The sequence below is a fragment of the Streptomyces sp. NPDC046925 genome (assembly GCF_040644915.1).
Classification (GTDB): Bacteria; Actinomycetota; Actinomycetes; order Streptomycetales; family Streptomycetaceae; genus Streptomyces.
The window spans coordinates 162553-186771 of the sequence record NZ_JBEYWZ010000017.1; the positions used below are offsets into that span (position 1 = coordinate 162553).

The 24219-nt window shown below is 69.9% G+C and carries 21 protein-coding genes; 4 read left to right on the plus strand and 17 right to left on the minus strand.

What is annotated here, in order from left to right:
* Window positions 1–90: 90 nt before the first annotated feature.
* Both hisS and ABZ906_RS41580 read right to left on the minus strand, forming a co-directional pair.
* On the minus strand, window positions 91–1353 hold the full coding sequence (hisS, locus tag ABZ906_RS41575; RefSeq protein ID WP_361391748.1) for a histidine--tRNA ligase: 1263 nt from the start codon (window positions 1351–1353) through the stop codon (window positions 91–93).
* A 13-nt stretch (window positions 1354–1366) separates the two neighbouring features.
* Window positions 1367–2071 (minus strand): MBL fold metallo-hydrolase, encoded by a 705-nt coding sequence (locus ABZ906_RS41580; RefSeq protein WP_361391751.1) that lies wholly within the window; start codon window positions 2069–2071, stop codon window positions 1367–1369.
* A 145-nt stretch (window positions 2072–2216) separates the two neighbouring features.
* Here ABZ906_RS41580 and ABZ906_RS41585 point away from each other — a divergent pair, with 145 nt between their 5' ends.
* Both ABZ906_RS41585 and ABZ906_RS41590 read left to right on the plus strand, forming a co-directional pair.
* Window positions 2217–3044 (plus strand): peptidylprolyl isomerase, encoded by an 828-nt coding sequence (locus tag ABZ906_RS41585; RefSeq protein WP_361391754.1) that lies wholly within the window; start codon window positions 2217–2219, stop codon window positions 3042–3044.
* Window positions 3045–3177: 133 nt separating this feature from the next.
* Entirely contained in the window at window positions 3178–4410 is a 1233-nt protein-coding gene (locus ABZ906_RS41590) for a DUF349 domain-containing protein (protein ID WP_361192582.1), read from the plus strand.
* Window positions 4411–4495: 85 nt separating this feature from the next.
* On the opposite strand, the gene ABZ906_RS41595 is transcribed toward ABZ906_RS41590, so the two are convergent.
* From ABZ906_RS41595 to pgsA, 15 genes are all read right to left on the minus strand, one after another.
* The gene (locus tag ABZ906_RS41595; protein WP_361391757.1) at window positions 4496–7081 is read right to left on the minus strand and encodes a RelA/SpoT family protein; all 2586 of its coding nucleotides are present in this window, start codon (window positions 7079–7081) and stop codon (window positions 4496–4498) included.
* Between the two features lie 221 nt (window positions 7082–7302).
* Window positions 7303–7851, minus strand: a complete 549-nt coding sequence (locus tag ABZ906_RS41600) for an adenine phosphoribosyltransferase (RefSeq protein ID WP_361391760.1) — start codon at window positions 7849–7851, stop codon at window positions 7303–7305.
* Window positions 7848–8975, minus strand: coding sequence for a protein translocase subunit SecF (secF, locus tag ABZ906_RS41605; protein WP_361192589.1), 1128 nt, complete (start codon window positions 8973–8975; stop codon window positions 7848–7850). Before secF ends, ABZ906_RS41600 begins: the two co-directional genes overlap by 4 nt.
* 1 nt (window position 8976) lies before the next feature.
* Window positions 8977–10764, minus strand: coding sequence for a protein translocase subunit SecD (gene secD / locus ABZ906_RS41610; protein WP_361391763.1), 1788 nt, complete (start codon window positions 10762–10764; stop codon window positions 8977–8979).
* A 170-nt stretch (window positions 10765–10934) separates the two neighbouring features.
* Window positions 10935–11405 carry a preprotein translocase subunit YajC gene (gene yajC, locus ABZ906_RS41615; protein WP_361192595.1) on the minus strand — a complete coding sequence of 157 codons (471 nt, stop codon included), beginning with the start codon at window positions 11403–11405 and terminating at the stop codon, window positions 10935–10937.
* Window positions 11406–11569: 164 nt separating this feature from the next.
* Window positions 11570–12655: a Holliday junction branch migration DNA helicase RuvB gene (gene ruvB, locus ABZ906_RS41620; protein WP_361192598.1), complete on the minus strand. Its 1086-nt coding sequence runs from the start codon at window positions 12653–12655 to the stop codon at window positions 11570–11572.
* A gap of 72 nt (window positions 12656–12727) precedes the next feature.
* Window positions 12728–13336 carry a Holliday junction branch migration protein RuvA gene (gene ruvA / locus ABZ906_RS41625; protein ID WP_361391766.1) on the minus strand — a complete coding sequence of 203 codons (609 nt, stop codon included), beginning with the start codon at window positions 13334–13336 and terminating at the stop codon, window positions 12728–12730.
* Window positions 13333–13908, minus strand: a complete 576-nt coding sequence (gene ruvC, locus ABZ906_RS41630) for a crossover junction endodeoxyribonuclease RuvC (RefSeq protein ID WP_361391769.1) — start codon at window positions 13906–13908, stop codon at window positions 13333–13335. The genes ruvA and ruvC overlap by 4 nt, the downstream gene beginning before the upstream one ends.
* A gap of 132 nt (window positions 13909–14040) precedes the next feature.
* Window positions 14041–14799: a YebC/PmpR family DNA-binding transcriptional regulator gene (locus tag ABZ906_RS41635; protein ID WP_361192606.1), complete on the minus strand. Its 759-nt coding sequence runs from the start codon at window positions 14797–14799 to the stop codon at window positions 14041–14043.
* Between the two features lie 75 nt (window positions 14800–14874).
* A complete protein-coding gene (gene pdxT / locus ABZ906_RS41640; RefSeq protein ID WP_361192608.1) occupies window positions 14875–15483 on the minus strand; it encodes a pyridoxal 5'-phosphate synthase glutaminase subunit PdxT in 609 nt (202 codons plus the stop codon).
* Window positions 15484–15495: 12 nt separating this feature from the next.
* The gene (pdxS, locus tag ABZ906_RS41645) at window positions 15496–16410 is read right to left on the minus strand and encodes a pyridoxal 5'-phosphate synthase lyase subunit PdxS (protein WP_361192611.1); all 915 of its coding nucleotides are present in this window, start codon (window positions 16408–16410) and stop codon (window positions 15496–15498) included.
* Window positions 16411–16572: 162 nt separating this feature from the next.
* On the minus strand, window positions 16573–17118 hold the full coding sequence (locus ABZ906_RS41650) for a hypothetical protein (protein ID WP_361192613.1): 546 nt from the start codon (window positions 17116–17118) through the stop codon (window positions 16573–16575).
* Between the two features lie 63 nt (window positions 17119–17181).
* Window positions 17182–18342 (minus strand): glycosyltransferase family 4 protein, encoded by a 1161-nt coding sequence (locus ABZ906_RS41655; protein WP_361192615.1) that lies wholly within the window; start codon window positions 18340–18342, stop codon window positions 17182–17184.
* The gene (locus tag ABZ906_RS41660; protein WP_361391772.1) at window positions 18339–19277 is read right to left on the minus strand and encodes a phosphatidylinositol mannoside acyltransferase; all 939 of its coding nucleotides are present in this window, start codon (window positions 19275–19277) and stop codon (window positions 18339–18341) included. Before ABZ906_RS41660 ends, ABZ906_RS41655 begins: the two co-directional genes overlap by 4 nt.
* Window positions 19274–19942: a phosphatidylinositol phosphate synthase gene (gene pgsA, locus ABZ906_RS41665; protein ID WP_361391775.1), complete on the minus strand. Its 669-nt coding sequence runs from the start codon at window positions 19940–19942 to the stop codon at window positions 19274–19276. Before pgsA ends, ABZ906_RS41660 begins: the two co-directional genes overlap by 4 nt.
* A gap of 258 nt (window positions 19943–20200) precedes the next feature.
* Between pgsA and ABZ906_RS41670 the strand changes: the two genes are divergently transcribed.
* Window positions 20201–22408 carry an elongation factor G-like protein EF-G2 gene (locus ABZ906_RS41670; RefSeq protein ID WP_361192624.1) on the plus strand — a complete coding sequence of 736 codons (2208 nt, stop codon included), beginning with the start codon at window positions 20201–20203 and terminating at the stop codon, window positions 22406–22408.
* 142 nt (window positions 22409–22550) lie between these two features.
* On the plus strand, window positions 22551–24218 hold the full coding sequence (locus ABZ906_RS41675; protein WP_361192627.1) for a hypothetical protein: 1668 nt from the start codon (window positions 22551–22553) through the stop codon (window positions 24216–24218).
* Window position 24219 lies beyond the last annotated feature (1 nt).

Here is a 24219-nt window from a genome sequence, read left to right on the forward strand (position 1 = left end):
ACCCCGGAGGCCCCCGTCAGCGGTTCTCGTCTCCGCGACCGCGTCGTGGCTGGCCGCGCAGTTCCCCGCACCCCTTCGGGGCACGGCCGATCAGGCCAGCTTGGCCTTCAGGACGGCCACGATCTCGTCCACCGCGACGGCGTCCTGCTCGCCGGACTCCATGTCCTTCAGCTGTACGACGCCCTCGGCGAGGTCACGCTCGCCGGCGACGACGGTGTACCGCGCGCCCGAGCGGTTGGCGTTCTTCATGGCTCCCTTGAGCCCCTTCCCGCCGTACGAGAAGTCCGCCGCGACACCGGCCCTGCGCAGCTCCGTCACCTTGGAGAACAGCACCCGCCGGGCCTCGTCGCCGAGCGGCACCGCGAACACGCTGGTCGCCGAGGGCAGTGCGAGCTCGACGCCCTCCGCCTCCAGGGCCAGGACCGTGCGGTCCACGCCGAGCGCCCAGCCGACCGAGGGCAGCGAGGGGCCGCCGATCATCTCGGACAGGCCGTCGTAGCGGCCGCCGCCGCCCACCGCGGACTGCGAGCCCAGGCCGTCGTGGACGAACTCGAAGGTCGTGCGGGTGTAGTAGTCCAGGCCGCGGACCAGCTTCGGATCGTCCTCGTAGGCGACGCCCTCCGCCTTCAGGAGCTCACGCACCTGCTCGTGGTACGCCTGGCAGGCGTCGCACAGGTAATCGCGCAGCATCGGGGCGCCGACCAGCTGCTTCTGGACGTCGTCACGCTTGTCGTCCAGGACCCGCAGCGGGTTGATGTCGATACGTCGACGTGTCTCCTCGTCCAGGTCGAGCCCGCGCAGGAAGTCCTGCAGCGCGGCGCGGTAGACGGGGCGGCACTCCTTGTCGCCGAGCGAGTTGAGCAGGATGCGGAACTGCCGCAGCCCCAGCGCGCGGTATGCCTGGTCCGCGAGGATGATCAACTCGGCGTCGAGCGCCGGGTCCTCGGCGCCGATCGCCTCGGCACCGACCTGCGAGAAGTGGCGGTAGCGGCCCTTCTGCGGGCGCTCGTAGCGGTAGTACGAGCCGGAGTACCAGAGCTTGACCGGGAGGTTGCCCGCCTTGTGCAGGCTGGCTTCCAGGGCCGCGCGCAGCACGGATGCGGTGCCCTCGGGGCGCAGGGCGAGCTTGTCGCCGCCCTTGGTCTCGAAGGCGTACATCTCCTTGGAGACGATGTCGGTGGATTCGCCGACGCCGCGCGAGAACAGTTCGACGTTCTCGAAGCCGGGCGTCTCGACGTAGCCGTACCCGGAGTTGCGCAGCGGCGCGGCGATGGCCTCGCGCACCGCCAGGTACTTCGCCGAGTCCGGCGGCAGCAGGTCGTATGTGCCCTTGGGGGCCTTGAAGGTGCTCACGGGTTTTCTCTCGTCACATTCCTCGTCGGGGAGCGTCGGCTCCCTGGCCGGCGGCCACCTGGCGCAGGTACGGGTTGGTGGCGCGCTCACGGCCGATGGTCGTGTGCTCGTTGTGACCGGGCAGGACCACGGTCGAGTCGTCGAGCGGCAGGCACACGCGCGCCAGCGACTCGAACATCTCGTCCTGCGATCCGCCGGGCAGGTCGGTGCGTCCGATGGAGCCGGCGAAGAGCAGGTCGCCCGAGAAGAACACCGAGGGGACCTCGGCGGACTCGGGGAGCTGGAAGGTCACCGACCCCTTCGTATGCCCCGGCGCATGCGCGACGGAGAAGTCCAGGCCCGCGAGCTTCAGCCGGGCGCCGTCGGTCAGCTCCTTGACGTCGGAGGGCTCCCCCACGGTCAGTTCGCCGAGCAGCTGCGCGCCGAAGGAACGCCCTATGCCCTTCTCCGGGTCGCTCATCATGTACCGGTCGTCGGGGTGGATCCACGCGGGCACGTCGTGCGCCCCGCAGACCGGGACGACCGAGGCGACATGGTCGATGTGGCCGTGGGTGAGGACGACCGCCACGGGCTTGAGCCGATGCTTCTTGAGCGCGTCCTCGACTCCCTCGGTGGCCTGATGGCCCGGGTCGATGATCACGCACTCCTCGCCTGCGGCGGGGGCGACCACGTAGCAGTTGGTCCCCCAGGCCCCGGCGGGAAACCCGGCAATGAGCACGATCGTCCTTCGTTCGTCGTCCGGCGGAGGTGACCGCGCAGATCGCGGCAGATCAGAGCCTACCGGCGCTCCCGATTCCACAGCTAACCCATATACGGTACGGGGCACACAGAAGCGGTCATCCACGCAGAGGAGAGAGAACCCGGTGGTCAGCAGCGATCAGCGGCGGCGTCAGCTCGCCCGGGAGAAGTTCTTGCGGCAGCAGCAGCGCCGGGAGGCCGCACGGCGCAGGGCGCGGATGCGCAACGCAGTGATCGCCTCGGCGCTCGCGGTGGTCCTGGCCGGCGGCGCGGTGTCGTACGCGGCAGGCGCCTTCGACGACGACGGCAAGCCGCAGGACGAGGCGGCCCCGAACGCGAGCCCCACCACCAAGGCCGACCCCTGCGAGAAGCCGGCGAGCGGCAAGGTGAAGCCGCTCAGCTTCAAGAAGGAACCGGCGATGTCGATCGACAAGTCGGCGGACTACGCGATGAAGCTGAGCACCACCTGCGGCGACATCGACCTCGACCTCACGGCGGCGAAGGCCCCGCACACGGTCAACTCCTTCAACTTCCTGGTGAACAAGGGCTACCTCGACCACACCAAGTGCCACCGGCTCACCGCGGGCGGGATCTACGTCCTCCAGTGCGGCGACCCGAAGGGCACCGGCGAGGGCACCCCCGGCTACTCGATCCCGGACGAGAACCTCAAGGACAAGAAGCTCAAGGGGAACGTGTATCCGGCGGGCACGGTCGCGATGGCCAACCGGTACAGCGCCGAGAAGAAGACGGGCCGGGACACCGGCGGCAGCCAGTTCTTCCTGGTCTACCAGGACAGTCAGCTCCCGCCCGACTACACACCGTTCGGGACCATTTCCGATTCCGGGATGAAGGTGCTCAAGAAGATTGCCGACGCCGGCGAGAGCACCGGGCAGGGCGACGGCGCCCCGAACGCGACGGTCGTCATCAACAAGGCGACCGTCTCGAAATCCTGACCGCCTACAGGCAAACTTCGGACGCGCGGGATGCGGACAGCCGCCCCGCGCGTCGCCTATGTTGGCGGAGACGAAACTGTGGACGATGCCGGGGGCCGGGGGCCCTGCACAGGCATCATGTGGAGGAGGCGCTGTGAGCAGCGACCCGTGGGGCCGCGTCGACGAGACGGGGACCGTGTACGTGCGCAAGGCCGACGGCAGTGAGCGCGAAGTCGGTTCGTGGAAAGCGGGATCTCCTGACGAGGCCCTTGCCTACTTCGAGCGCAAGTACGACGGTCTGGTCGTCGAGATCGGACTTCTCGAGCGCCGGGTGAAAACGACCGATCTGTCGGCCAAGGACGCCATGACCGCCATCGACCACCTGCGCCAGCAGGTGGACGAGGCACACGCGGTCGGCGATCTGGACGCTCTGAGCACGCGTCTGGACAAGCTCGTCGAGACCGTCGACGCGCGCCGTGAAGAGCGCAAGGTCCAAAAGGCCAAGCAGTCGGACGAGGCGAGGCACGCCAAGGAGGCGCTGGTCGTCGAGGCCGAGGAGCTCGCCCAGAGCGAGCAGTGGCGGGCGGCGGGCGAGCGGCTGCGCGCCCTGGTGGACACCTGGAAGGGTCTGCCGCGCCTGGACCGCAAGTCGGACGACGAGCTGTGGCACCGCTTCTCGCATGCCCGCTCGGCGTTCTCCAAGCGTCGCAAGGCCCACTTCGCCTCGCTGGACGCCCAGCGCGAAGAGGCCCGCAAGACCAAGGAGAAGCTGGTCGGCGAGGCCGAGGCCCTCTCGAACTCGACCGACTGGGGTCCGACGGCCGCGCGCTACCGCGACCTGATGACCGAGTGGAAGGCCGCGGGCCGCGCCCAGCGCGAGCACGAGGACGACCTGTGGAACCGCTTCCGCGGCGCCCAGGACGTGTTCTTCGCGGCGCGCAGCGCGGTCTTCGCCGAGCGCGACGCCGAGCAGACGGAGAATCTGAAGCTGAAGGAGGAGCTGGCCGAGGAGGCCGAGAAGCTCGTCCCGGTGAAGGACCTCAAGACGGCACGCGCCGCCTTCCGTACGCTCAACGAGCGCTGGGAGGCCATCGGCCACGTCCCGCGTGACGCGCGGCCGAAGGTCGAGGGCCGGATGCACGCGGTGGAGCGGGCCCTGCAGGACTCCGAGGAAGCCGAGTGGCGCCGGACGAACCCTGAGGCACGCGCGCGTGCCGAGGGTCTGACCGGTCAGCTCCAGGCCGCCGTGGACAAGCTGGGCGAGCAGATCGAGAAGGCGCGTGCCGCGGGCAACAACGCCAAGGCGGACAAGCTCCAGAAGGAGCTCGACGGCCGCCAGGCGCTGCTCGACCAGGCGCTGAAGGGTCTGCACGAGTTCGGCGGCTGACGTTCTCCGCTCACTACGTAGAGGGGCTCCCGTACATGATGTACGGGAGCCCCTCTACGTAGTGGCCCGGTTTGAAGCGGTCCGCTCAAGGCCGCCGCGCCGACGTCACCCTGTAGACGTCGTACACGCCCTCGACTCCCCTGACCGCCTTCAGTACGTGACCCAGGTGCTTGGGGTCGCCCATCTCGAACGTGAAGCGTGAGGTGGCGACCCGGTCGCGGGAGGTCTGGACGGCCGCGGACAGGATGTTCACGTGCTGGTCCGAGAGGATGCGCGTGACGTCCGACAGGAGGCGCGAGCGGTCCAGGGCCTCGACCTGGATGGCGACCAGGAAGACCGAGGACTGGGTGGGCGCCCACTCGACCTCGAGGATGCGCTCGGGCTCACGGGAGAGCGAGTCCACGTTCACGCAGTCGCTGCGGTGCACCGATACGCCGCTGCCGCGCGTGACGAAGCCGATGATCGGGTCTCCGGGGACGGGCGTACAGCAGCGGGCCAGCTTGACCCACACGTCCTCGACGCCCTTGACGACGACGCCGGGGTCGGCGTTGGAGCGGCGCTTGCTGCGGCCCCGCGAGGGCGGTGTGCTCTCGGCGATGTCCTCGTTGGCGGCCTCCTCGCCGCCGAGCGCCTGCACGAGCTTTTGCACGACGGACTGCGCCGTGACATGGCCCTCGCCGATCGCCGCGTACAGGGACGAGATGTCGGGGTAGCGCATCTCGTGCGCGAGGGTGACCAGGGAGTCGCCCGTGAGGATCCGCTGGATCGGCAGGTTCTGCTTGCGCATGGCCCGCGCGATGGCGTCCTTGCCCTGCTCGATCGCCTCGTCGCGGCGCTCCTTGGAGAACCACGCGCGGATCTTGTTGCGTGCCCGCGGCGACTTGACGAAGCCGAGCCAGTCGCGGGACGGGCCCGCGCCCGCCGCCTTGGAGGTGAAGACCTCCACGAGGTCGCCGTTGTCCAGCGTCGATTCGAGCGGTACGAGGCGGCCGTTGACCCGCGCCCCTATGGTGCGGTGGCCCACCTCGGTGTGCACCGCGTACGAGAAGTCGACCGGGGTCGCACCCGCCGGAAGCGCTATGACGTCGCCCTTCGGCGTGAACACGAAGACTTCGTTGCGCGACAGGTCGAAGCGCAGCGACTCCAGGAACTCGCTGGGGTCCTCGGTCTCCTTCTGCCAGTCCAGGAGCTGGCGCAGCCACGCCATGTCGTTGAGGTGGTCGTCCTTGCCGCCGGCCTTCTTCGGTACGTCGGTGCGCACCTTCGAGGCGCCGGCGACGGCCTCCTGCTTGTACTTCCAGTGCGCGGCGATGCCGTACTCGGCGCGGCGGTGCATGTCGAACGTACGGATCTGGAGCTCGACGGGCTTGCCGTTGGGGCCGATGACCGTCGTGTGCAGCGACTGGTACATGTTGAACTTGGGCATCGCGATGTAGTCCTTGAACCGGCCGGGGACCGGGTTCCATCGCGCGTGGACCGTGCCGAGTGCGGCATAGCAGTCGCGGACCGTGTCGACGAGGACGCGGATGCCCACCAGGTCGTAGATCTCCGCGAAGTCACGGCCGCGGACGATCATCTTCTGGTAGACGGAGTAGTAGTGCTTCGGGCGTCCTGTGACGGTCGCCTTGATGCGGGCGGCGCGCAGGTCGGCCTGGACCTCGTCGGTCACTATGGCCAGATACTCGTCGCGCTTGGGGGCTCGCTCGGCGACCAGGCGCACGATCTCGTCGTACATCTTGGGGTAGAGGATCGCGAAGGCGAGGTCCTCCAGCTCCCACTTGATGGTGTTCATGCCCAGGCGGTGCGCCAGCGGAGCGTAGATCTCCAGCGTCTCGCGGGCCTTCTTCTCCTGCTTCTCGCGCTTGAGATAGCGCATCGTGCGCATGTTGTGCAGGCGGTCGGCGAGCTTGATGACCAGGACGCGGGGGTCCTTGGCCATGGCGACGACCATCTTGCGCACGGTCTCGGCCTGCGCGGCCTCGCCGAACTTGACCTTGTCCAGCTTGGTGACGCCGTCGACGAGCAGGGCCACCTGGTCGCCGAAGTCGCGCTTGAGGGTGTCGAGGCCGTACTCGGTGTCCTCGACGGTGTCGTGCAGGAGCCCTGCCATCAGGGTGGCCGGATCCATGCCGAGCTCGGCGAGGATCGTCGTCACCGCGAGCGGGTGCGTGATGTACGGGTCGCCGCTCTTGCGCTTCTGGCCGCGGTGCCAGCGCTCGGCGACCTGGTAGGCCTTCTCGATCTGGCGCAGCGTAGCCGTCTCGATCTTGGGGTCGTTGCTGCGCACTATCCGCAGCAGCGGCTCAAGGACCGGGTTGTACGGGTTGGAGCGCTGGACGCCGAGGCGGGCCAGGCGGGCTCGTACGCGGTTGGAGGAGCCGGAGCGCTCGTTCTTGGCCGCGGTGGGCCGTGGTGTGGGGGTCGTGCTGCCGGCGCGGGCCTCGGTGGGCGGCTTGGACCGCGAAGGTTCGGCGGCCGGCCGCTCGCGCCGGGCCCCCTCGCCGGACGTGCTCGACGCGGACTTGGTGCTGGGGGGCGTGCTCGTCTGCTTCGCCGGCGTCGCGCCCGCTGCGGGCTCTGTGCTCTTCGCGGGCGCAGCAGTGGAGGCCGCCGCGCTCTTGGCCTGCTCTGCGGCCTTGGCGGCGGTGAGTGCCTTGGACTCGTCTGGCAAGAGGCGCTCCCTGTGCGTGCGCGATCCGGGTCCCCCGGTCAGGTCCCGAAGAGCCCATGGTATCGATCCTGGACCTTCGGCTCTCCCCCAGCTCGTGAGACTGGTCACTACGGGAGGGGCGCCTGAGGTTCCGTACCGCGAACGATAGGCCCCTGTGGAGAGAACACCAGAGGCGGGCACCGGATTCCTCCGGGCCCGCCTCGGGTGTGCGTGGTGGCTGCTCAGACGGTGAGAAGGGCCTCCAGCGGGGCGCCCTCCAGGCTCGCCTCCAGCTTGGCGCGGCCGCCGAGGAAGCCGAGCTCCATCAGGACCGCCACCCCGGCGACCTGCGCGCCCGCACGGCGAATCAGGCGCAGGGACGCCTCGGCGGTGCCGCCGGTCGCCAGGACGTCGTCGATGACCAGCACGCGGTCGTCGGCGGCGAGGTCCTCGGCGTGCACCTCGATCTCGGCGCTGCCGTACTCCAGGTCGTACGTCTGGCCGAGCGTCGCTCCGGGGAGCTTGCCCGCCTTGCGTACGGGAATGAACCCAAGCCCGGCGCGCAGGGCGACTGGGGCGCCCAGGATGAAGCCACGAGCCTCCAGGCCCACAATCTTCGTGGCGCCGTACCGCACGGCGAGGTCCGCGAAGGCCTCGGTGAGTGCGGAGAAGGCCTCCGGGTCCGCGAGCAGCGGGGTGATGTCCTTGAACATCACCCCGGGCTCGGGGTAGTCCGGAACGTCCCGGATGCGGCTGAGCAGCAGCTCCGTCGTGCCCGTGACCTCGGTCATCGGCGCTTCCCCGACGGACGCCCGCGGCCGCGGCCCCGCGAGGCGGGCTGCGTGCGCGGGCCGACGACGCCTGCGGGGGTGGCCCCCGCCGGCTCGTCGTCCTGGGGCTCGTCGTCCTCGGCCTGCGGGGCGCTCTCCACGGACTCGCCCTTGGCCGCGGCAGCGGCACGCTTGGCGAGGACGCGCTTCTTGAGCGCCTTCATCGCCGGCTCGGTCTCCTTGAGGTCGGCGACCAGCGGTGTGGCGATGAAGATCGAGGAGTACGCACCGGCCGCGAGGCCGACGAACAGCGACAGCGAGATGTCGTTGAGCATGCCCGCCCCGAGGAAGCCGCCGCCGATGAAGAGCAGTCCGGCGACCGGCAGGAGCGCGACGACCGTGGTGTTGATCGAGCGCACCAGGGTGCTGTTGATGCTGCGGTTGGCGACCTCGCTGTACGTCCACCGCGTCTGCTTGGTGAGGTCCTTCGACTGCTCCTTCAAGCTGTCGAAGACCACCACGGTGTCGTAGAGCGAATAACCGAGGATCGTGAGCAGACCGATGATCGTGCCCTGGGTGACCTCGAAGCCCACCAGGGCGTACACACCGACGGTGATCGTGATGTCGTGGATCAGGGCGATCAGCGCGGCGACCGCCATGCGCCACTCGAAGGCGATCGCCAGATAGATCACCACGAGGACCATGAAGATGATCAGGCCGGTCCAGGCCTTCTTGCTGATCTGCTCACCCCAGCTGGGGCCCACGAGGTCGGCGTTGATGGACTCGGGCTTGAGCTCCATGTCCTTGGCCAGATCAGCCTTGATCTGGTCGGACTTGGCGGTGTCCACGCCGGCGACCTGGATGCGCAGACCGCCCGAGCCGAGCTCCTGGACGACCGCGTCATGGCCGGAGGCGTCTTCCGCGTACTTCTCCGCCTGCGCCACCGAGACGCTGGTCTTCGGGGTGGTGAAGACGGCACCGCCCTCGAACTCGATGCCCATGTTCAGGCCGCGCACCGCCAGGCCGACGATGGCCGTGATGGTGATCAGGATCGAGATGCCGTACCAGATCTTGCGCTTGCCGACGAAGTCGTAGCCGACCTCACCGCGGTAGAGCCTGGCGCCGAGATTGCCGAGCTTCGACACCTCAGGCCTCCTTCGGGTCGACAGGGCCAGCGGCAGAACCAGTGGCACGGCGGGTGCGGCGCAGCGGGGGCTTGGCGCCGAGCCGCTTCGGGTCGAGGCCGGACCACTTGTGGCCGTTCGCGAAGAACTTCTTGCGGGCCATGAGGGTCATCAGCGGCTTGGTGAAGAAGAACACCACCACGACGTCGAGCAGCGTGGTCAGGCCGAGCGTGAACGCGAAGCCCTGGACCTTGCCGACGGTGACGATGAAGAGCACCGCGGCCGCCAGGAACGACACGAAGTCGGAGACCAGGATGGTGCGCCGGGCGCGCGGCCAGGCGCGCTCGACGGCGGGCCGCAGCGTGCGTCCCTCCCTGACCTCGTCCCTGACGCGTTCGAAGAACACGATGAACGAGTCCGCGGTGATACCGATGGCAACGATCGCACCACACACCGCGGGCAGGTTCAGGGTGAAGGAGATGGCCGGGCCGAGCAGCGTCATCAGGGTGTACGTCAGGGCGGCCGAGACCAGGAGGCTCGCGATGGCGATCAGCGAGAGCCCGCGGTAGTAGACGACCAGGTAGATGATGACGAGCGCGAGGCCGATGGCGCCGGCGATCAGACCGGCGTGCAGCTGCTCGCCGCCGAGTGCCGGGCTGACGGTGGTGACGCTCTGCTCGTGGAAGGTGAGCGGCAGCGCGCCGTACGACAGGATGTTGGCGAGGTCCTGGGCCGACTCCTGGGTGAAGCTGCCGGAGATCTCGGCGTTCGAGTTCAGCGTCGTGTTGACGCTGGGGGCCGAGGCCACCTCGCCGTCGAGGACGATGGCGAACTGGTTCATCGGCTGCTGCTGCTGCGAGAGCTTGCTGGTCGTCTTGGAGAACTTCTTCGAGCCACCGCTGGTGAACTCCATGTTGACGACCCAGGCACCGCTCTGCTGGTTGATCGTCGCCTTGGCGTCGTCGACGTCCTTGCCGTTCAGTTCGGCCGGGCCGAGGACGTACTTCTCCCACTGGCCCGCGCTGTTCTTGCCGCAGGCGATGGTCTGGTCGGACGCCTTGACGCCGTCGCCGACCTTGCCGCGCTGCGCCTTGTCGGTGCAGTCGAGCTCGGTGAACTTCTTCTGCAGCGCCTGGGTGGCGGGGTCGGCGGACGGGGTGGGGGTCGGGGCCCCCTTGTCCTTGTCGCTGCCCTTGTCCGAGGCCTTCGGGGTCGGGGTGGCGTCAGCCTTCAGGCCGTCGGTGACGGCGCGGCCCTGAGAGGTGGGCGTGGCGGTCGGGGTCGAGGGCGCCTTGCCGTCGCCCTTCTCCGTCGCCTTGTCCGGGTCCGCGGTGTCCTTGCCCTTGTCCTTGCCCTTGCCCTTGCCGGACGAGCTCGCGGACGGCTCGGGGGTGGGCTCGCCGCTGGCCACCGTCAGGACGGGGCGGAAGTAGAGCTGAGCGGTCGTGCCGACCTGCTCGCGCGCCTGCTTCTCGTTCGTGCCCTTGGGGATGTTGACGATGATGTTGTCTTCGCCCTGGGTCTGCACCTCGGCCTCGGACACACCCAGACCGTTGACGCGGTTGTTGATGATGCTGACCGCGGTGTTCATGTTGGTCGGGTTGATCGCGCTCTTCTTCTGGCCCGGCTCGTCCTTCGCCTGGAGCGTGATGCTCGTGCCGCCGGCGAGGTCGATGCCGAGGCGAGGCGTCGTGTTCCCGGAGAGGAACATCCCTCCGGTGAGCGCCACGAGGGCGATCAGGATGAAGACCAAAGAGCGGCCCGGCTTGCCCGGGGCGCTCTGCCTTCGGCCCTTCTTAGGTGCTGCCACCTTCTCGTTCTCCCTGTCCAACCGCCCGGCGCCCGGTGCACTGCCCCCTCGTTGAGCAGGGAGTTCCCGGGTCGGGCGGCCATGAAATGGTGTCGAGACCCGTCACGAAACCCACGCACTGCGGGGGCCGCGGCAGCGCGAGCGGCGCGCCCCACGGACCCCGGTGGTGGCTACTTCGTGCCGGACTCGCCGTCGGTCTTCTTCGGCTCGGCGTCGTCGGCCTCGGGGGCGCTGTCCGCGTCCTTCTTGCCGAGGTCGATGGGCGAGTCGTCGGAAGCGCCGGCGGCGGGCTCGTCGGTCCCGGTGAGGGAGGAGGCGTCGTCCGGGACGACGGGGTTGTCCGACTTCAGGTCGGCACTCGTGCCGTGGACGATGCGGTTGTACTCGTCGTCCTCGAGGACGGCGCCCACGGCGTTCTTGGCGTAGAAAGCGTGCACGCCAGGAGCCACCTCAAGGAGGACGGCGTCGTCGTGAACCTCCTTGACGGTGGCGTACATGCCGCCGATCGTGCGGATCCCGGTGCCGGGCTGCATCTCATTGCGCATCTGCGCGGCCGCCTGCTGCTTCTTCTTGGCGGAGCGCGTCATCAGGAACATGGCCCCGATGAGCACGATGAAGGGGAGGAGGGTCACGATATTCACGGGACGGAGTTTCCTTCGCATGACCGCGCAGGTAAGCGGCCTGATGGACGGGGGTGGGCACGCCGCCCACAAGGACGGCATCGGCGGAGTCTAAGCGAGTCCGCGCCTAACGAACAACGCTCAGCATGGCACCGCAGTTCCTGACGGTTCCACTACGCGCGCCGTCACGCCCCGAACAGGTCCCCTTGTCCGATTCCGCCCGCCTGCCGCGGCGGAGCGAGGCCGAGATGCGCCCATGCGGCGGGCGTCCCGACCCGGCCGCGCGGGGTGCGCGCGAGGAGCCCCTCCCGCACCAGGAAGGGCTCGGCGACCTCTTCGACCGTCTCGCGCTCCTCCCCCACGGCGACCGCGAGCGTCGACAGGCCCACGGGCCCGCCGCCGAAGAGCTTGAGCAGGGCTTCGAGGACCGCGCGGTCGAGGCGGTCGAGTCCGCGGGCGTCCACCTCGTAGACCTTGAGGGCCGCGGCCGCGATGTCCCTGTTGATCTCTCCGTCGGCCTTGACCTGCGCATAGTCCCGTACGCGGCGCAGCAGGCGGTTGGCGATGCGGGGCGTGCCGCGCGAGCGTCCCGCGATCTCGGCGGCGCCGTCCGGGTCGATCGCCACGTCGAGCAGTTGTGCGGAGCGGTGGATCACGCGTTCCAGCTCGGCGGGTTCGTAGAACTCCATGTGCGCCGTGAAGCCGAAGCGGTCGCGCAGCGGCGGCGGCAGCAGGCCCGCGCGGGTGGTGGCGCCGACCAGGGTGAAGGGCGGCAGCTCCAGCGGAATGGCGGTGGCGCCGGGGCCCTTGCCGACGATGACGTCGACGCGGAAGTCCTCCATCGCCATGTAAAGCATCTCTTCGGCGGGCCGGGACATCCGGTGGATCTCGTCGAGGAAGAGCACCTCTCCCTCCTGGAGGGAGGAGAGGATCGCGGCGAGGTCGCCCGCGTGCTGGATGGCGGGGCCGCTGGTGATGCGGATCGGGGCGCCCATCTCGGCCGCGATGATCATCGAGAGGGTGGTCTTGCCGAGTCCGGGGGCGCCGGAGAGCAGGACGTGGTCGGCGGTGGCGCCTCGGGCGCGGGCCGCGCGCAGGACGAGGTCGAGCTGCTCGCGGACCTTCTCCTGGCCGATGAACTCGTCCAGGTCCTTGGGGCGCAGCGCGGCCTCGACCGCCTGGTCCTCGCCGTCGGCGGACGCACCGACGAGCCGCTCGGCTGCCGCGCCGGGTGCGGCAGTCGCGTCGTCGGTCGTCTCGTCCCAGTTCATGAGCTCGCCTCGCGATGTGGTTCAGGTGGTCAAAGGGCCGGTGGTCAGAGGGCCGCCGGGTCTTCCGCGGCGCTATCGGGTGCGGTTCAGGGTCTGGAGCGCGGCCTTGAGGAGCTGGCCCACCTGCGGCTTCTCGGTTGCCTCTGCCTGCGGGGTGACGGCGGCGACGGCTTCGTCGGCCTCGCGCGTCGCGTACCCGAGGCCGATGAGCGCCGCGTGCAGCTGGTCGCTCCAGCCGGAGGTGACGGGGGTGCCGATCGCGGGGCCGCCGGTGCCGATGGGCTCGCCGAGGCGGTCCTTGTACTCCAGGAGCAGCTTCTGGGCGCCCTTCTTGCCGATGCCCGGCACCGCGGTCAGGGCCTTCTCGTCTCCGGTGGCGACCGCGCGGCGCAGGGCGTCGGGGCTGTGCACGGCGAGCATGGCCTGCGCGAGGCGCGGTCCCACACCGCTGGCGGTCTGCAGGAGCTCGAAGGTCTGGCGCTCGTCGTCGTCCGCGAAGCCGTACAGGGTCAGGGAGTCCTCCCTGACGACCAGGGAGGTGGCGAGCTTGGCCTGCTGGCCGACGCACAGGGTGGAGAGCGTGTTCGGCGCGCACTGGACGGCCATGCCGATGCCGCCGACCTCGACCACCGCGGCATCGGGGGCGAGGGCGGCTACGGGGCCGCTGACGAAGGCGATCATGCGGTACGGCCTTTCTGTGCTGTGGGGGTCCTGGCCGCGTGCGCGGCCGCGGCCTGCTGGAGGCGGTTCTGGGCGACTGCCTGCTGGAGGCGGTTCTGCGCGGGGGCGCGCCAGATGTGGCAGATGGCCAGCGCGAGGGCGTCCGCGGCGTCGGCGGGCTTGGGCGGTGCGTCGAGCCGCAGGAGGCGGGTGACCATCGCCCCGACCTGCGCCTTGTCGGCACGTCCGCTGCCGGTGACGGCGGCCTTGACCTCGCTGGGGGTGTGCAGGGCGACGGGGATGCCGCGGCGCGAGGCGCAGAGCATGGCCACGGCGCTGGCCTGGGCGGTTCCCATGACCGTACGGACGTTGTGCTGGCTGAACACCCGCTCCACGGCGAGGACTTCGGGGTCGTGCTCGTCGAGCCACTGCTCGATGCCCTGCTCGATGGCGACCAGGCGGTGACCGAGCTCGGCGTCCGGCGGCGTCCTTACGACACCGACCCCGCGCATGGTGAGCTGCCGTCCGGCGACCCCGTCGACGACTCCGACGCCGCACCGGGTGAGCCCGGGGTCCACCCCCAGTACGCGCATGCGCGCCCCTCCCCTCGTCGCGGCAGCGATCTTTGACTTGACGCCAGGCTATCCGCTGCCACCGACAACAGCGGCGGGCCGGTGGACGTGTGTCCCATCCGGCCCGCCGAAACTGCTCAGCTCGCGACAGCGCTACGCGTCGACCTTCTCCATGACCTCGTCGCTCACGTCGAAGTTGGCGAAGACGTTCTGGACGTCGTCGCTGTCCTCGAGCGCGTCGATGAGCTTGAAGATCTTCCGCGCGCCCTCCTCGTCCAGCTCGACCTGCATGGTCGGGACGAAGTTGGCGTCGGCCGAGTCGTACTCGATGCCGGCCTCCTGGAGCGCGGTGCGGACCGCGACCATGTCGGTGGCCTCGGAGAGGACCTCGAAGGACTCGCCGAGGTCGTTGACCTCTTCGGCACCCGCGTCCAGGACGGCGCCCAGGACGTCGTCCTCGGACAGCTCGCCCTCGCCCTTGGGAACGACGACGACGCCCTTGCGGTTGAACAGGTACGAGACGGAGCCCGGGTCGGCCATGGAGCCGCCGTTGCGGGTCATCGCCACGCGCACGTCCGATGCCGCGCGGTTGCGGTTGTCGGTGAGGCACTCGATGAGCACCGCGACGCCGTTCGGGCCGTAGCCCTCGTACATGATCGTCTCGTAGTCGGCGCCACCGGCTTCGAGGCCGGCGCCGCGCTTGACCGCGGAGTCGATGTTCTTGTTCGGGACCGAGCTCTTCTTGGCCTTCTGGATGGCGTCGAAGAGGGTCGGGTTCCCGGACACGTCGGCGCCGCCCGTACGGGCCGCGACCTCGATGTTCTTGATCATCTTCGCGAAGAGCTTGCCGCGCTTGGCGTCAATCACGGCCTTCTTGTGCTTCGTCGTAGCCCATTTAGAGTGGCCGGACATCTGCCTGTCTCCTTCGCGTTACCCAACCTGTACGAACGCCCCCGGGTCGAAAGGGCCCGGGAGGTACCCGCGATCCTACAAGGATCCCGTCCCCGCGTTCCCCCGCACCATCCCGACGAACAGCTCGTGCACGCGGTGGTCGCCCGTCAGTTCCGGGTGGAAGGACGTGGCCAGCGCGTTGCCCTGGCGTACGGCGACGATGTGCCCCTCGTGCTCGGCGAGCACCTCCACGCGCGCGCCGACCGACTCGACCCACGGGGCGCGGATGAAGACGCCCTCCACGGGTTCGCCGTCGATGCCCGCGATGTCCACGGCGGCCTCGAAGGACTCGTTCTGACGTCCGAAGGCGTTGCGGCGCACGATCATGTCGATGCCGCCGAAGGTCTCCTGCTCCGAGCGCGGATCGAGGATCTTGTCGGCGAGCATGATCATGCCCGCGCAGCTGCCGTAGACCGGCATACCGGCGCGCACGCGCGCGCGAAGGGGCTCCATCAGGCCGAAGAGGACGGCCAGCTTGGAGATGGTGGTGGACTCGCCGCCGGGGATGACCAGGCCGTCCACCTCCGCCAGCTCTTCGGGGCGCCGGACCGGCCTGGCCACGGCGTCCGCCGAGGCCAGGGCGATCAAGTGCTCCCGTACGTCGCCCTGGAGTGCCAGGACGCCGATCACAGGGGTGTCATTCATTTACGGAGTGCCTTACCAGCCGCGGTTCGCGTAGCGCTCGGCCTCGGGGAGGGTGTCGCAGTTGATGCCGACCATGGCCTCGCCGAGGTTGCGGGACGCGTCCGCGATGATCTTGGGGTCGTCGTAGAAGGTGGTGGCCTTCACGATGGCGGCGGCGCGCGCGGCCGGGTCGCCCGACTTGAAGATGCCGGAGCCGACGAAGACACCCTCGGCGCCGAGCTGGCGCATCAGGGCGGCGTCCGCGGGGGTGGCGACGCCACCGGCCGAGAAGAGGACCACCGGCAGCTTGCCGAGCTCGGAGACCTCCTTGACGAGCTCGTACGGGGCGCGCAGGTCCTTGGCGGCGGCGTACAGCTCGTTGTTGTCGAAGCCGCGCAGCTTGGCGATCTCGTTCTTGATCTGGCGCAGGTGGCGCACGGCCTCGACGACGTTGCCCGTGCCGGCCTCGCCCTTGGAGCGGATCATGGCCGCGCCCTCGGCGATGCGGCGCAGGGCCTCGCCCAGGTTGGTGGCGCCGCACACGAAGGGGGTCGTGAAGGCGAACTTGTCGCTGTGGTTGACCTCGTCGGCCGGGGTCAGGACCTCGGACTCGTCGATGTAGTCGACGCCGAGGGACTGGAGCACCTGGGCCTCGACGAAGTGGCCGATGCGGGACTTGGCCATGACGGGGATGGAGACGGCCTCGATGATCTCTTCGATCATGTTCGGGTCGGACATCCGGGCCACGCCGCCGTCCTTGCGGATGTCGGCCGGGACCCGCTCCAGGGCCATGACGGCGACGGCGCCGGCGTCCTCGGCTATCTTCGCCTGCTCGGCGTTGACCACGTCCATGATGACGCCGCCCTTGAGCTGCTCGGCCATGCCGCGCTTGACGCGCGCGGTGCCGGTCTCGGGCGACTGGCTGGTGCTGGAAGAGGTGGTGGACACGGAGTTGACCTCGCTCGCTGAAGACGGGTTCCTGCGCCTACGAGGAAACTCCCGGCGAGCAGTCCACAGCAAGGGCCAATGGGTGACCGGTGGCTCATTTTTCCCCAACGCCCCTGGTCAGTGAGGACACGGTGGCTCTCGGGGGTGGCCCCCAGCGGGGTTCTAGGCGGTCGCGCGGTCGGCGAGCGCGATCGGCGGTTCGTCGTCCATCTCGAAGGCCATCGGGAACGGCGCGTGCCCCGCGAGGCGGAACCAGCGGACCTTGCGGTGCCTGCGCAGGGCGCGGGCCGCGCGGACGGCGTCGTTGTGGAAGCGGCGGGCCATCGGCACCCGGCGCACGGCGGCGGCCAGCTCGGTCGCCGCCTCGTCGCCGCCGGGGGCCTCGCGCACCACCTCGACCTGTTGCGCCTCCCCGAAGATCGCGCGCAGCGCCTGGCTGAGCTCGCTCTCAGCGACCTCGCGGTGCTCCTCCTCCGCCTGCCGGGCCGCGTGCGCCGCTTCGTAGAGCACGATGGAGGCCGCGGGGTCGAGCACCCCCGATGTGGCCAGCTCCTGGGCGACCGAGGCGCGGCGGAGCAACTGGGCGTCGAGGGCGGCGCGGGCCGCGTCGATGCGGGCGTGCAGCCGGTCGAGACGGCCCGCGGTCCAGCTCAGGTAGAGGCCGATCGCGAAGAGGGCTACCGCGATCCAGATCAGTGTCGAGGTCACCGGCCCGAGGCTAGTCGAGCCGGCCCGCCCTCCGGACCGCCGGGCTGCCCGCTGCCGCGGCGATCAGTCCCGTGCGAGCCCGAACCGCGCCCGGAAGCCGGAGCGTTCGTCGGCGGCCACCGCCGCCGCTCCGTCCGTCACCGTCTCGTACACCGAGAGGATGTCGGCGCCCACCGTCGACCAGTCGAAGCGGCGCACGTGCTTGCTGCCGCGCTCGCGCAGCTCCTCGCGGCGCCCGGGATCGTCGAGGAGCCGCAGGGCCGCGTCGGCCAGCGAGTCCGCGTCCTCGTTGGTGAACAGGTCGCCCGCGGCGCCCTGGTCGAGGACCTGCGCGAAGGCGTCCAGATCGCTGGCGAGGACGGGCGCGCCCGCCGACATCGCCTCGACCAGGATGATCCCGAAGCTCTCGCCCCCGGTGTTGGGAGCGACGTACACATCGACGCTGCGCAGCAGCCGCGCCTTGTCCTCGTCGCTGACCATGCCGAGGAACTCCACGCGCTCGCGCATCTCGACGGGCAGCGAGGAGACGGCCTCGTGCTCGTCGCCGCGGCCCGCGACGAGCAGCCGGGTGTCGGGGCGCTCGGCGAGGATCTTCGGCAGCGCCTTCATCAGCACCGGGAGGCCCTTGCGCGGCTCGTCGATGCGGCCGATGAAGCCGATCGTGCCGCCCTGCCACTCGGCCTTGGGTTCGACCTTCGCGAAGAAGTCGACGTCGACGCCGTTCGGGATGACGACCGCGTCGCCGCCCAGGTGCTCGACGAGCGTGCGGCGCGCGTACTCGCTCACCGCGATGCGCGCGCTGATCTTCTCCAGGGCGGGTTGCAGGATCGGATAGGCGGCGATCATCGCCCGCGAGCGCGGGTTGGACGTGTGGAACGTGGCGACGATCGGGCCCTGGGCCGCCCAGCACGTGAGCAGTCCGAGCGACGGCGAGGTCGGCTCGTGGATGTGGATGACGTCGAAGGTGCCGTCGTGCAGCCAGCGCCGCACCCGCGCGGCCGACAGGAACCCGAAGTTGAGCCGGGCCACCGACCCGTTGTACGGCACGGGAACGGCGCGGCCCGCCGAGACGACGTACGGCGGAAGGGGTGTCTCGTCGTCCGCCGGGGCCAGTACGGACACCTCGTGCCCCAGGCGGATCAGGTGCTCCGCGAGATCCCGGATGTGGAACTGGACGCCGCCCGGCACGTCCCACGAGTAGGGGCAGACGATGCCGATCCTCACGGCGCGGCCCCCTCGGCCGTCTGGCCGGAACCGTCGGCGGGCCCCTTCGCGGGATCCAGATCAGCGAGCCACAAGCGCTGCAGCATGTGCCAGTCCTCCGGATGGTCGGCGATACCCGTGGCGAAGGCGTCTGCCAGCGCCTGCGTCATGACAGACGTCTTCTCCGTACGGGTACCTGTCTCGGGGACGTCGATGGGGGCGTGAACGCGCCCTTTCATGACGGGCGAATCGTCGTACCAGAGCGTGACGGGCAGCAGCAGTGCCCCCGTCTGCTGCGCGAGGATCGCGGGTCCCGCGGGCATCCGCGCGGTGTCCCCGAAGAACTTCACCTCGACGCCGGACTCCGAGAGGTCCCGGTCCGCGACCAGGCAGACCAGGCCGCCCGCGCGAAGCCTTCGCGCCAGCGTGCCGAAGGCCGAGCCGCCCTGGTGGGGAAGGACCTCCATGCCCAGGCCCTCGCGGTAGGCGACGAAGCGGTCGTACAGCGTCTCGGGCTTGAGCCGCTCGGCGACCGTCGTGAACGGCGTGTTCAGCTTCGTGGTCACCCACGCGCCCGCCAGGTCCCAGTTGCCCAGGTGCGGCAGGGCCAGGATGACGCCCTTGCCGGAGGCGAGGCCGTCCGTCAGGTGGTGCAGGTCCTTGGCGGAGAACCCGCCCTCGATGCGCTCCCGGCTCCACGACGGCAGCCGGAACGACTCCATCCAGTAGCGCAGGTACGAGCGCATGCCCGCCCTGGACAGTTCGGCGAGGCGCTCGGGGCTCGCGTCGGGCACCACGCGCGCGTAGTTGGCCTCGAGACGCAGGACGCCCTTGCCGCGCCGCTTCCACGCGGCGTCGGCGATGGTCCTGCCCAGGCGCACCGCCACGGGCTCCGGGAGCTTCTTGACCGAGCTCCAGGCGGCTCCGTAGAGCGCGTCGGTCAGCCGGTCCTTCACGAGGTGGCCTCACTGCCCTGTGCGGCCCCCGCGGCCGCGTCCGCCTCGGCGGACTCCCGGCGCACGGTCACGACACGCTGGATGAGGGTGACGAGGCTGCCGACGGCGACGATCCACAGGGCGACGGGCAGCAGGATGTCGATGCCGGGGACCCCGAACTTGTGCAGCCCCGCGAGACCCGCGGCCACCAGCGTGATCACCAGGCGCTCGGCGCGCTCCACCAGGCCGTTGACGGCGACGGGCAGGCCGATCGCCTCGCCGCGCGCCTTCGTGTACGAGACCACCTGGCCGCTGGCCAGGCAGAAGATGGAGACGGCGCACAGGATGTTGTCGTCGCCCGAGCCCGCGTACCAGAGGGCGAGGCCGCCGAAGATCGCGCTGTCGGCGACCCGGTCGAGCGTCGAGTCCAGGAAGGCTCCCCAGCGGCTGGAGCGTCCCAGCTGCCGCGCCATGTTCCCGTCGACCAGGTCGGAGAACACGAAGAGCGTGATGACGATCGTGCCCCAGAAGAACTCTCCGCGGGGGAAGAAGACCAGCGCGCCCGCCATCACCCCGGCGGTGCCGATGAGGGTGACCGCGTCGGGGCTCACGCCGCGTCGGATGAGAAACGCGGCGAACGGTGTGAGAACACGCGTGAAGAATGCACGCGCGTACTTGTTCAGCATGGCCTTCCCGAGGGGTCGGTGAGCCGCGCGGCCCTGTTGGCCACCGGCTGGCCCATCGTAGTCACGCCCTTGACGGACCGGCTCGCGCCCTCACGATCGCGTACGACGTATGGACGCACAGTGACCCGGGTGGAAAGCTCGAAAGCACCGCGGGCGTCGCCGGAGCCGACCCGCACACGGCCCCGCACGTCCGCGAGCAGCCAGCATCCCCGAGGGGGCTGTGCCTCCTCACCGTGCACGTAACCGGGAGGCCAAGGCATGGGCGACAAGGCGAATGCACACCCCGGAGCCGCCGGCAGGGCTACAGCGGCCGACCACCCCGCGTCCGTACGGAATGTGGTGCTGGTCGGCCACAGCGGATCGGGCAAGACGACTCTCGTGGAGGCCCTCGCGCTGACCGCGGGGGCGGTGAACCGGGCGGGCCGGGTGGAGGACGGCACGGCCGTCTCCGACTACGACGACATCGAGCACCGGCAGCAGCGCTCGGTGCAGCTGTCCCTGGTCCCCGTCGAATGGGGCGGCTACAAGATCAATCTTCTGGACACCCCCGGGTACGCCGATTTCGTCGGCGAGTTACGGGCCGGTCTGCGCGCCGCGGACGCGGCCCTTTTCATCGTTTCGGCCGCCGAGGGCGTCGAGGGCATCACCGGCGCGACCCGCATGGTCTGGGAGGAGTGCGCGGCGGTCGGGATGCCGCGGGCCATCGTGGTGACCCACCTGGAGGCGGCCCGTGCCGACTTCAGGGAGATGACCCGGACGTGTGCCGAGGCCTTCGGCGCCGACGACCCCGACGCGGTGCTTCCGCTGTACCTGCCGCTGCACGGCGCCGAGGGGCCGGACGGCCACGCTCCGGTGACCGGCCTGGTCGGGCTGCTCTCGCAGCGGATCTTCGACTACGCGTCGGGCGAACGCAAGGAGTCCGAACCCGGCGAGGACCAGCTCCCGCTGATCGAGGACGCGCGGAACAAACTGATCGAGGGGATCATCGCCGAGAGCGAGGACGAGTCCCTCATGGACCGCTATCTCAGCGGCGAGGACATCGACTTCAAGACACTCGTCGACGATCTGGAACGGGCCGTGGCGCGCGGCATCTTCCACCCCGTGCTCGCGGCGGCACCCGCGGCCGAGGGCGCCCGGCAGGGCATCGGCACGGTGGAGCTCCTGGAACTGATCACAGGCGGCTTCCCCACCCCTCTGGAGCACCCGGCGCCCGCCGTCACCACACCGGGCGGCACGGCGCGGCCCCCGCTGACCTGCGATCCCGACGGGCCGCTCGTCGCCGAGGTCGTGAAGACGGCGTCCGACCCCTACGTGGGGCGCATCTCGCTCGTACGCGTCTTCTCCGGCACCCTGCGTCCCGAGGAGACCGTGCACGTCTCGGGGCACGGCCTGGCCGACCGGGGCCACGAGGATCACGACGTCGACGAGCGCATCGGCGCGCTGTCCTCCCCCTTCGGCAAGCAGCAGCGCACCCTCACGCGCTGTATCGCGGGCGATCTGGCCTGCGTCGCCAAGCTCAACCGCGCCGAGACGGGCGACACCCTCTCGGCCAAGGACGACCCGCTCCTCATGGAGCCCTGGGACATGCCCGACCCGCTCCTGCCGCTCGCCATCCAGGCGCACAGCAAGGCGGACGAGGACAAGCTCTCCCAAGGGCTCTCCCGGCTTGTCGCCGAGGACCCGACGATGCGCCTGGAGCAGAACCAGGACACCCACCAGGTGGTCCTGTGGTGCCTGGGCGAGGCGCACGCGGACGTCGCCCTGGAGCGGCTGCGCAGCCGCTACGGCGTGCAGGTCGACGTGGTGAGCCACAAGGTCTCCCTGCGGGAGACGTTCGCGGGCAAGTCGGGGGGACGCGGCCGCCACGTGAAGCAGTCCGGCGGCCACGGCCAGTACGCGATCTGCGAGATCGAGGTCGAACCGCTGCCGGGCGGCAGCGGCATCGAGTTCGTCGACAAGGTGGTGGGCGGCGCCGTGCCGCGGCAGTTCATACCGTCCGTCGAGAAGGGCGTGCGCGCGCAGGCCGCGAAGGGCGTGGCCGCGGGCTATCCCCTGATCGACGTGCGCATCACGCTCCTCGACGGCAAGGCCCACTCGGTGGACTCGTCCGACGCCGCGTTCCAGACGGCGGGCGCGCTCGCCCTGCGCGAGGCCGCGGCCGACGCCAGGATCCATCTCCTGGAGCCGGTGGCCGAGGTGCGGGTCCTGGTCGGCGACGACCATGTGGGGCCGGTGATGAGCGACTTCTCGGGGCGCCGCGGCCGGGTGGTCGGCACCGAGCAGGCGCCGGGCGGACGCACGCTCGTACGGGCCGAGGTGCCCGAGATCGAGATCGGGCGGTACGCCGTGGACCTGCGGTCCCTCTCGCAGGGCACCGCACGCTTCAGCCGCACGTACGCACGTCACGAACCCATGCCGCCCCAGCTCTCCGAGAGGATTCGTGAACAGGCCCAGGACGTCTCCTAGTTGAGGGTCGTCGAGGGTATCCGGCAGGGCGCACCGATGCGCCCTGCCGGATGTCGGTGCGCACAGATACGCTGATGACCTGATCAACAGGTGTGTCAGGCAGGGAAGTCGGGAAGAGCCGCAGCAGCGAAGTATTGCGGCGATGGGGGCGGCAGTGGCGGACGACGTATTCGACTTCAGGCCCGGGGCTCAGGTCCCGCTGTCCGGGGCCGCGGGACAGACGGCGGCGACCAATGCCCTCGCGTCGGCCGCGTACCGCGACGACAAGGCCTCGAAGATCCTCGATGCCAACAACGAATGGCACAAGTCCGAGGTGCACAAGGGCCTCTGGTCGCTCATGGCGCCGAATCTGGGCGAGGCGTTCGCGCGGGCCGTGCAGGTGCGGATGCTCGGCGGCGCCCGCAAGCCGCTGATCCAGTCCTTCGGCATGGAACCGCAGTCGATCGTCGAGCACTGCCTCGCGGCGAACAACATCCGCAAGGACCGCGACCGCTGGCTCACCATCGTGATGGTGCTGTGCGGACTGCTGTTCCTACCCGGACTCATCGTCTGGCTGCTGCTGTTCACCATCAAGCAGGCGGTCGTCAAGCGGGACAACAAGCGGGCGAGCGCGATCGCCACGGCCGTCATGGTGGCCGTCGGCATCCTGGCCGTGATCTTCCTCATCAAGCTGCCGATCAGCGGTTTCCTCGGCTGGTACATCCGCGCGGCGATAGTCGTCCCCGTGGCCGGCTGGTTCTGGGCCAAGCTGATCGCCGAGCGCACCGCGAGAGACCTGCGCGAGCGCTGGTCGAGCCTGCTCTCCGGCGGCGGCATCGGCGCGAAGATCCCCGAGGCGGTGCCGGGCAGCCCGGGCGAGACGACGGCCGAGCAGCTCCGCCAGGGCCTGGCCCGCCTCTCGGCCGAGCAGCAGAGCAACTCGGTCTTCTACGCGGGGCCCAAGGGAATACTGGGCATGGGCACGCGCTGGGGCAGCTGGCAGCTCGCCGAGGAGCTGGTCTCCAGCAAGGAAGGCACCGAGATCCACCCGTTCCGCAGCTGGGACGTCATAAAGGCGGTGCACGACCAGCTGCGCCTCCTGGAGCGCGGCCCCCTGCACACCGGCGGTTTCACGAAGCCGTCGATAAAGCACTGGATCGTCACCCCCATCGGGGAGAACGCGAAGGCGGTCGCCCGCCCTTCGGGCACGGAGGTCGAGGCCTTCCAGGTCCGCGGCCACGAGGTACAGCGGATCTGCAACGAGCAGCAGTTCGGCGGCGGCAACCGGCACTATCTGGGCTGCCAGTTCACGCTCTGGGACGGCCAGTTGGTCATCACGATGCTGATCACGGTGACCGTCCTGCACGAGACCCTGCGCATCGAGGTCACCGGCCACGCGCTCGGCCCGGTGCACTCCCTGTTCACGAGCAAGCCCGACCCCAAGGTCAAGAAGGTCTCCAAGCCCATCAAGTTCTGGGAGACCACGGAGCGCAAGCTGCCCCTGATCGACGCGGACGAGGTCGTACGCCTCGCCCTGCGCGCCCCCTTCACCTGGTATCCGCCGATACTGGACCACCTCGGCGGCAAGCTGGTCCTGCCCGAGCCCTTCGGCCTGCGGCACGCCTGGGCGGACAAGCCGTGGCGGCACCGCTTCATGGCCGACGATGCCCTGCGCGCGGCCACACCGGTGCTGCGCGTGGTGCACTCGGCGGCCATCAAGGTGCTCGCGGAGAACGGCGTCGACACCGAGAAGTTCGGTGCACGCTCCGGCTTCCTCAGCGGCGCGGTCCAGGACCCGATGCCGAGGAAGGCGGACGTGTACGACGCGTAGG

Bases quoted from the DNA above. Each gene is read 5' to 3' on its own strand.
- ruvB (WP_361192598.1), bottom strand. From the start codon at position 12,655: ATGAACTGGGACGAGACGACCGACGACGCGACTGCCGCACCCGGCGCG.
- ABZ906_RS41600 (WP_361391760.1), bottom strand. From the start codon at position 7,851: ATGACCGAGGTCACGGGCACGACGGAGCTGCTGCTCAGCCGCATCCGG.
- pgsA (WP_361391775.1), bottom strand. From the start codon at position 19,942: ATGCTGAACAAGTACGCGCGTGCATTCTTCACGCGTGTTCTCACACCG.
- ruvC (WP_361391769.1), bottom strand. From the start codon at position 13,908: ATGCGCGTACTGGGGGTGGACCCCGGGCTCACCCGGTGCGGCGTCGGA.
- ruvA (WP_361391766.1), bottom strand. From the start codon at position 13,336: ATGATCGCCTTCGTCAGCGGCCCCGTAGCCGCCCTCGCCCCCGATGCC.
- ABZ906_RS41675 (WP_361192627.1), top strand. From the start codon at position 22,551: ATGGGGGCGGCAGTGGCGGACGACGTATTCGACTTCAGGCCCGGGGCT.
- ABZ906_RS41635 (WP_361192606.1), bottom strand. From the start codon at position 14,799: ATGTCCGGCCACTCTAAATGGGCTACGACGAAGCACAAGAAGGCCGTG.
- pdxT (WP_361192608.1), bottom strand. From the start codon at position 15,483: ATGAATGACACCCCTGTGATCGGCGTCCTGGCACTCCAGGGCGACGTA.
- ABZ906_RS41670 (WP_361192624.1), top strand. From the start codon at position 20,201: ATGGGCGACAAGGCGAATGCACACCCCGGAGCCGCCGGCAGGGCTACA.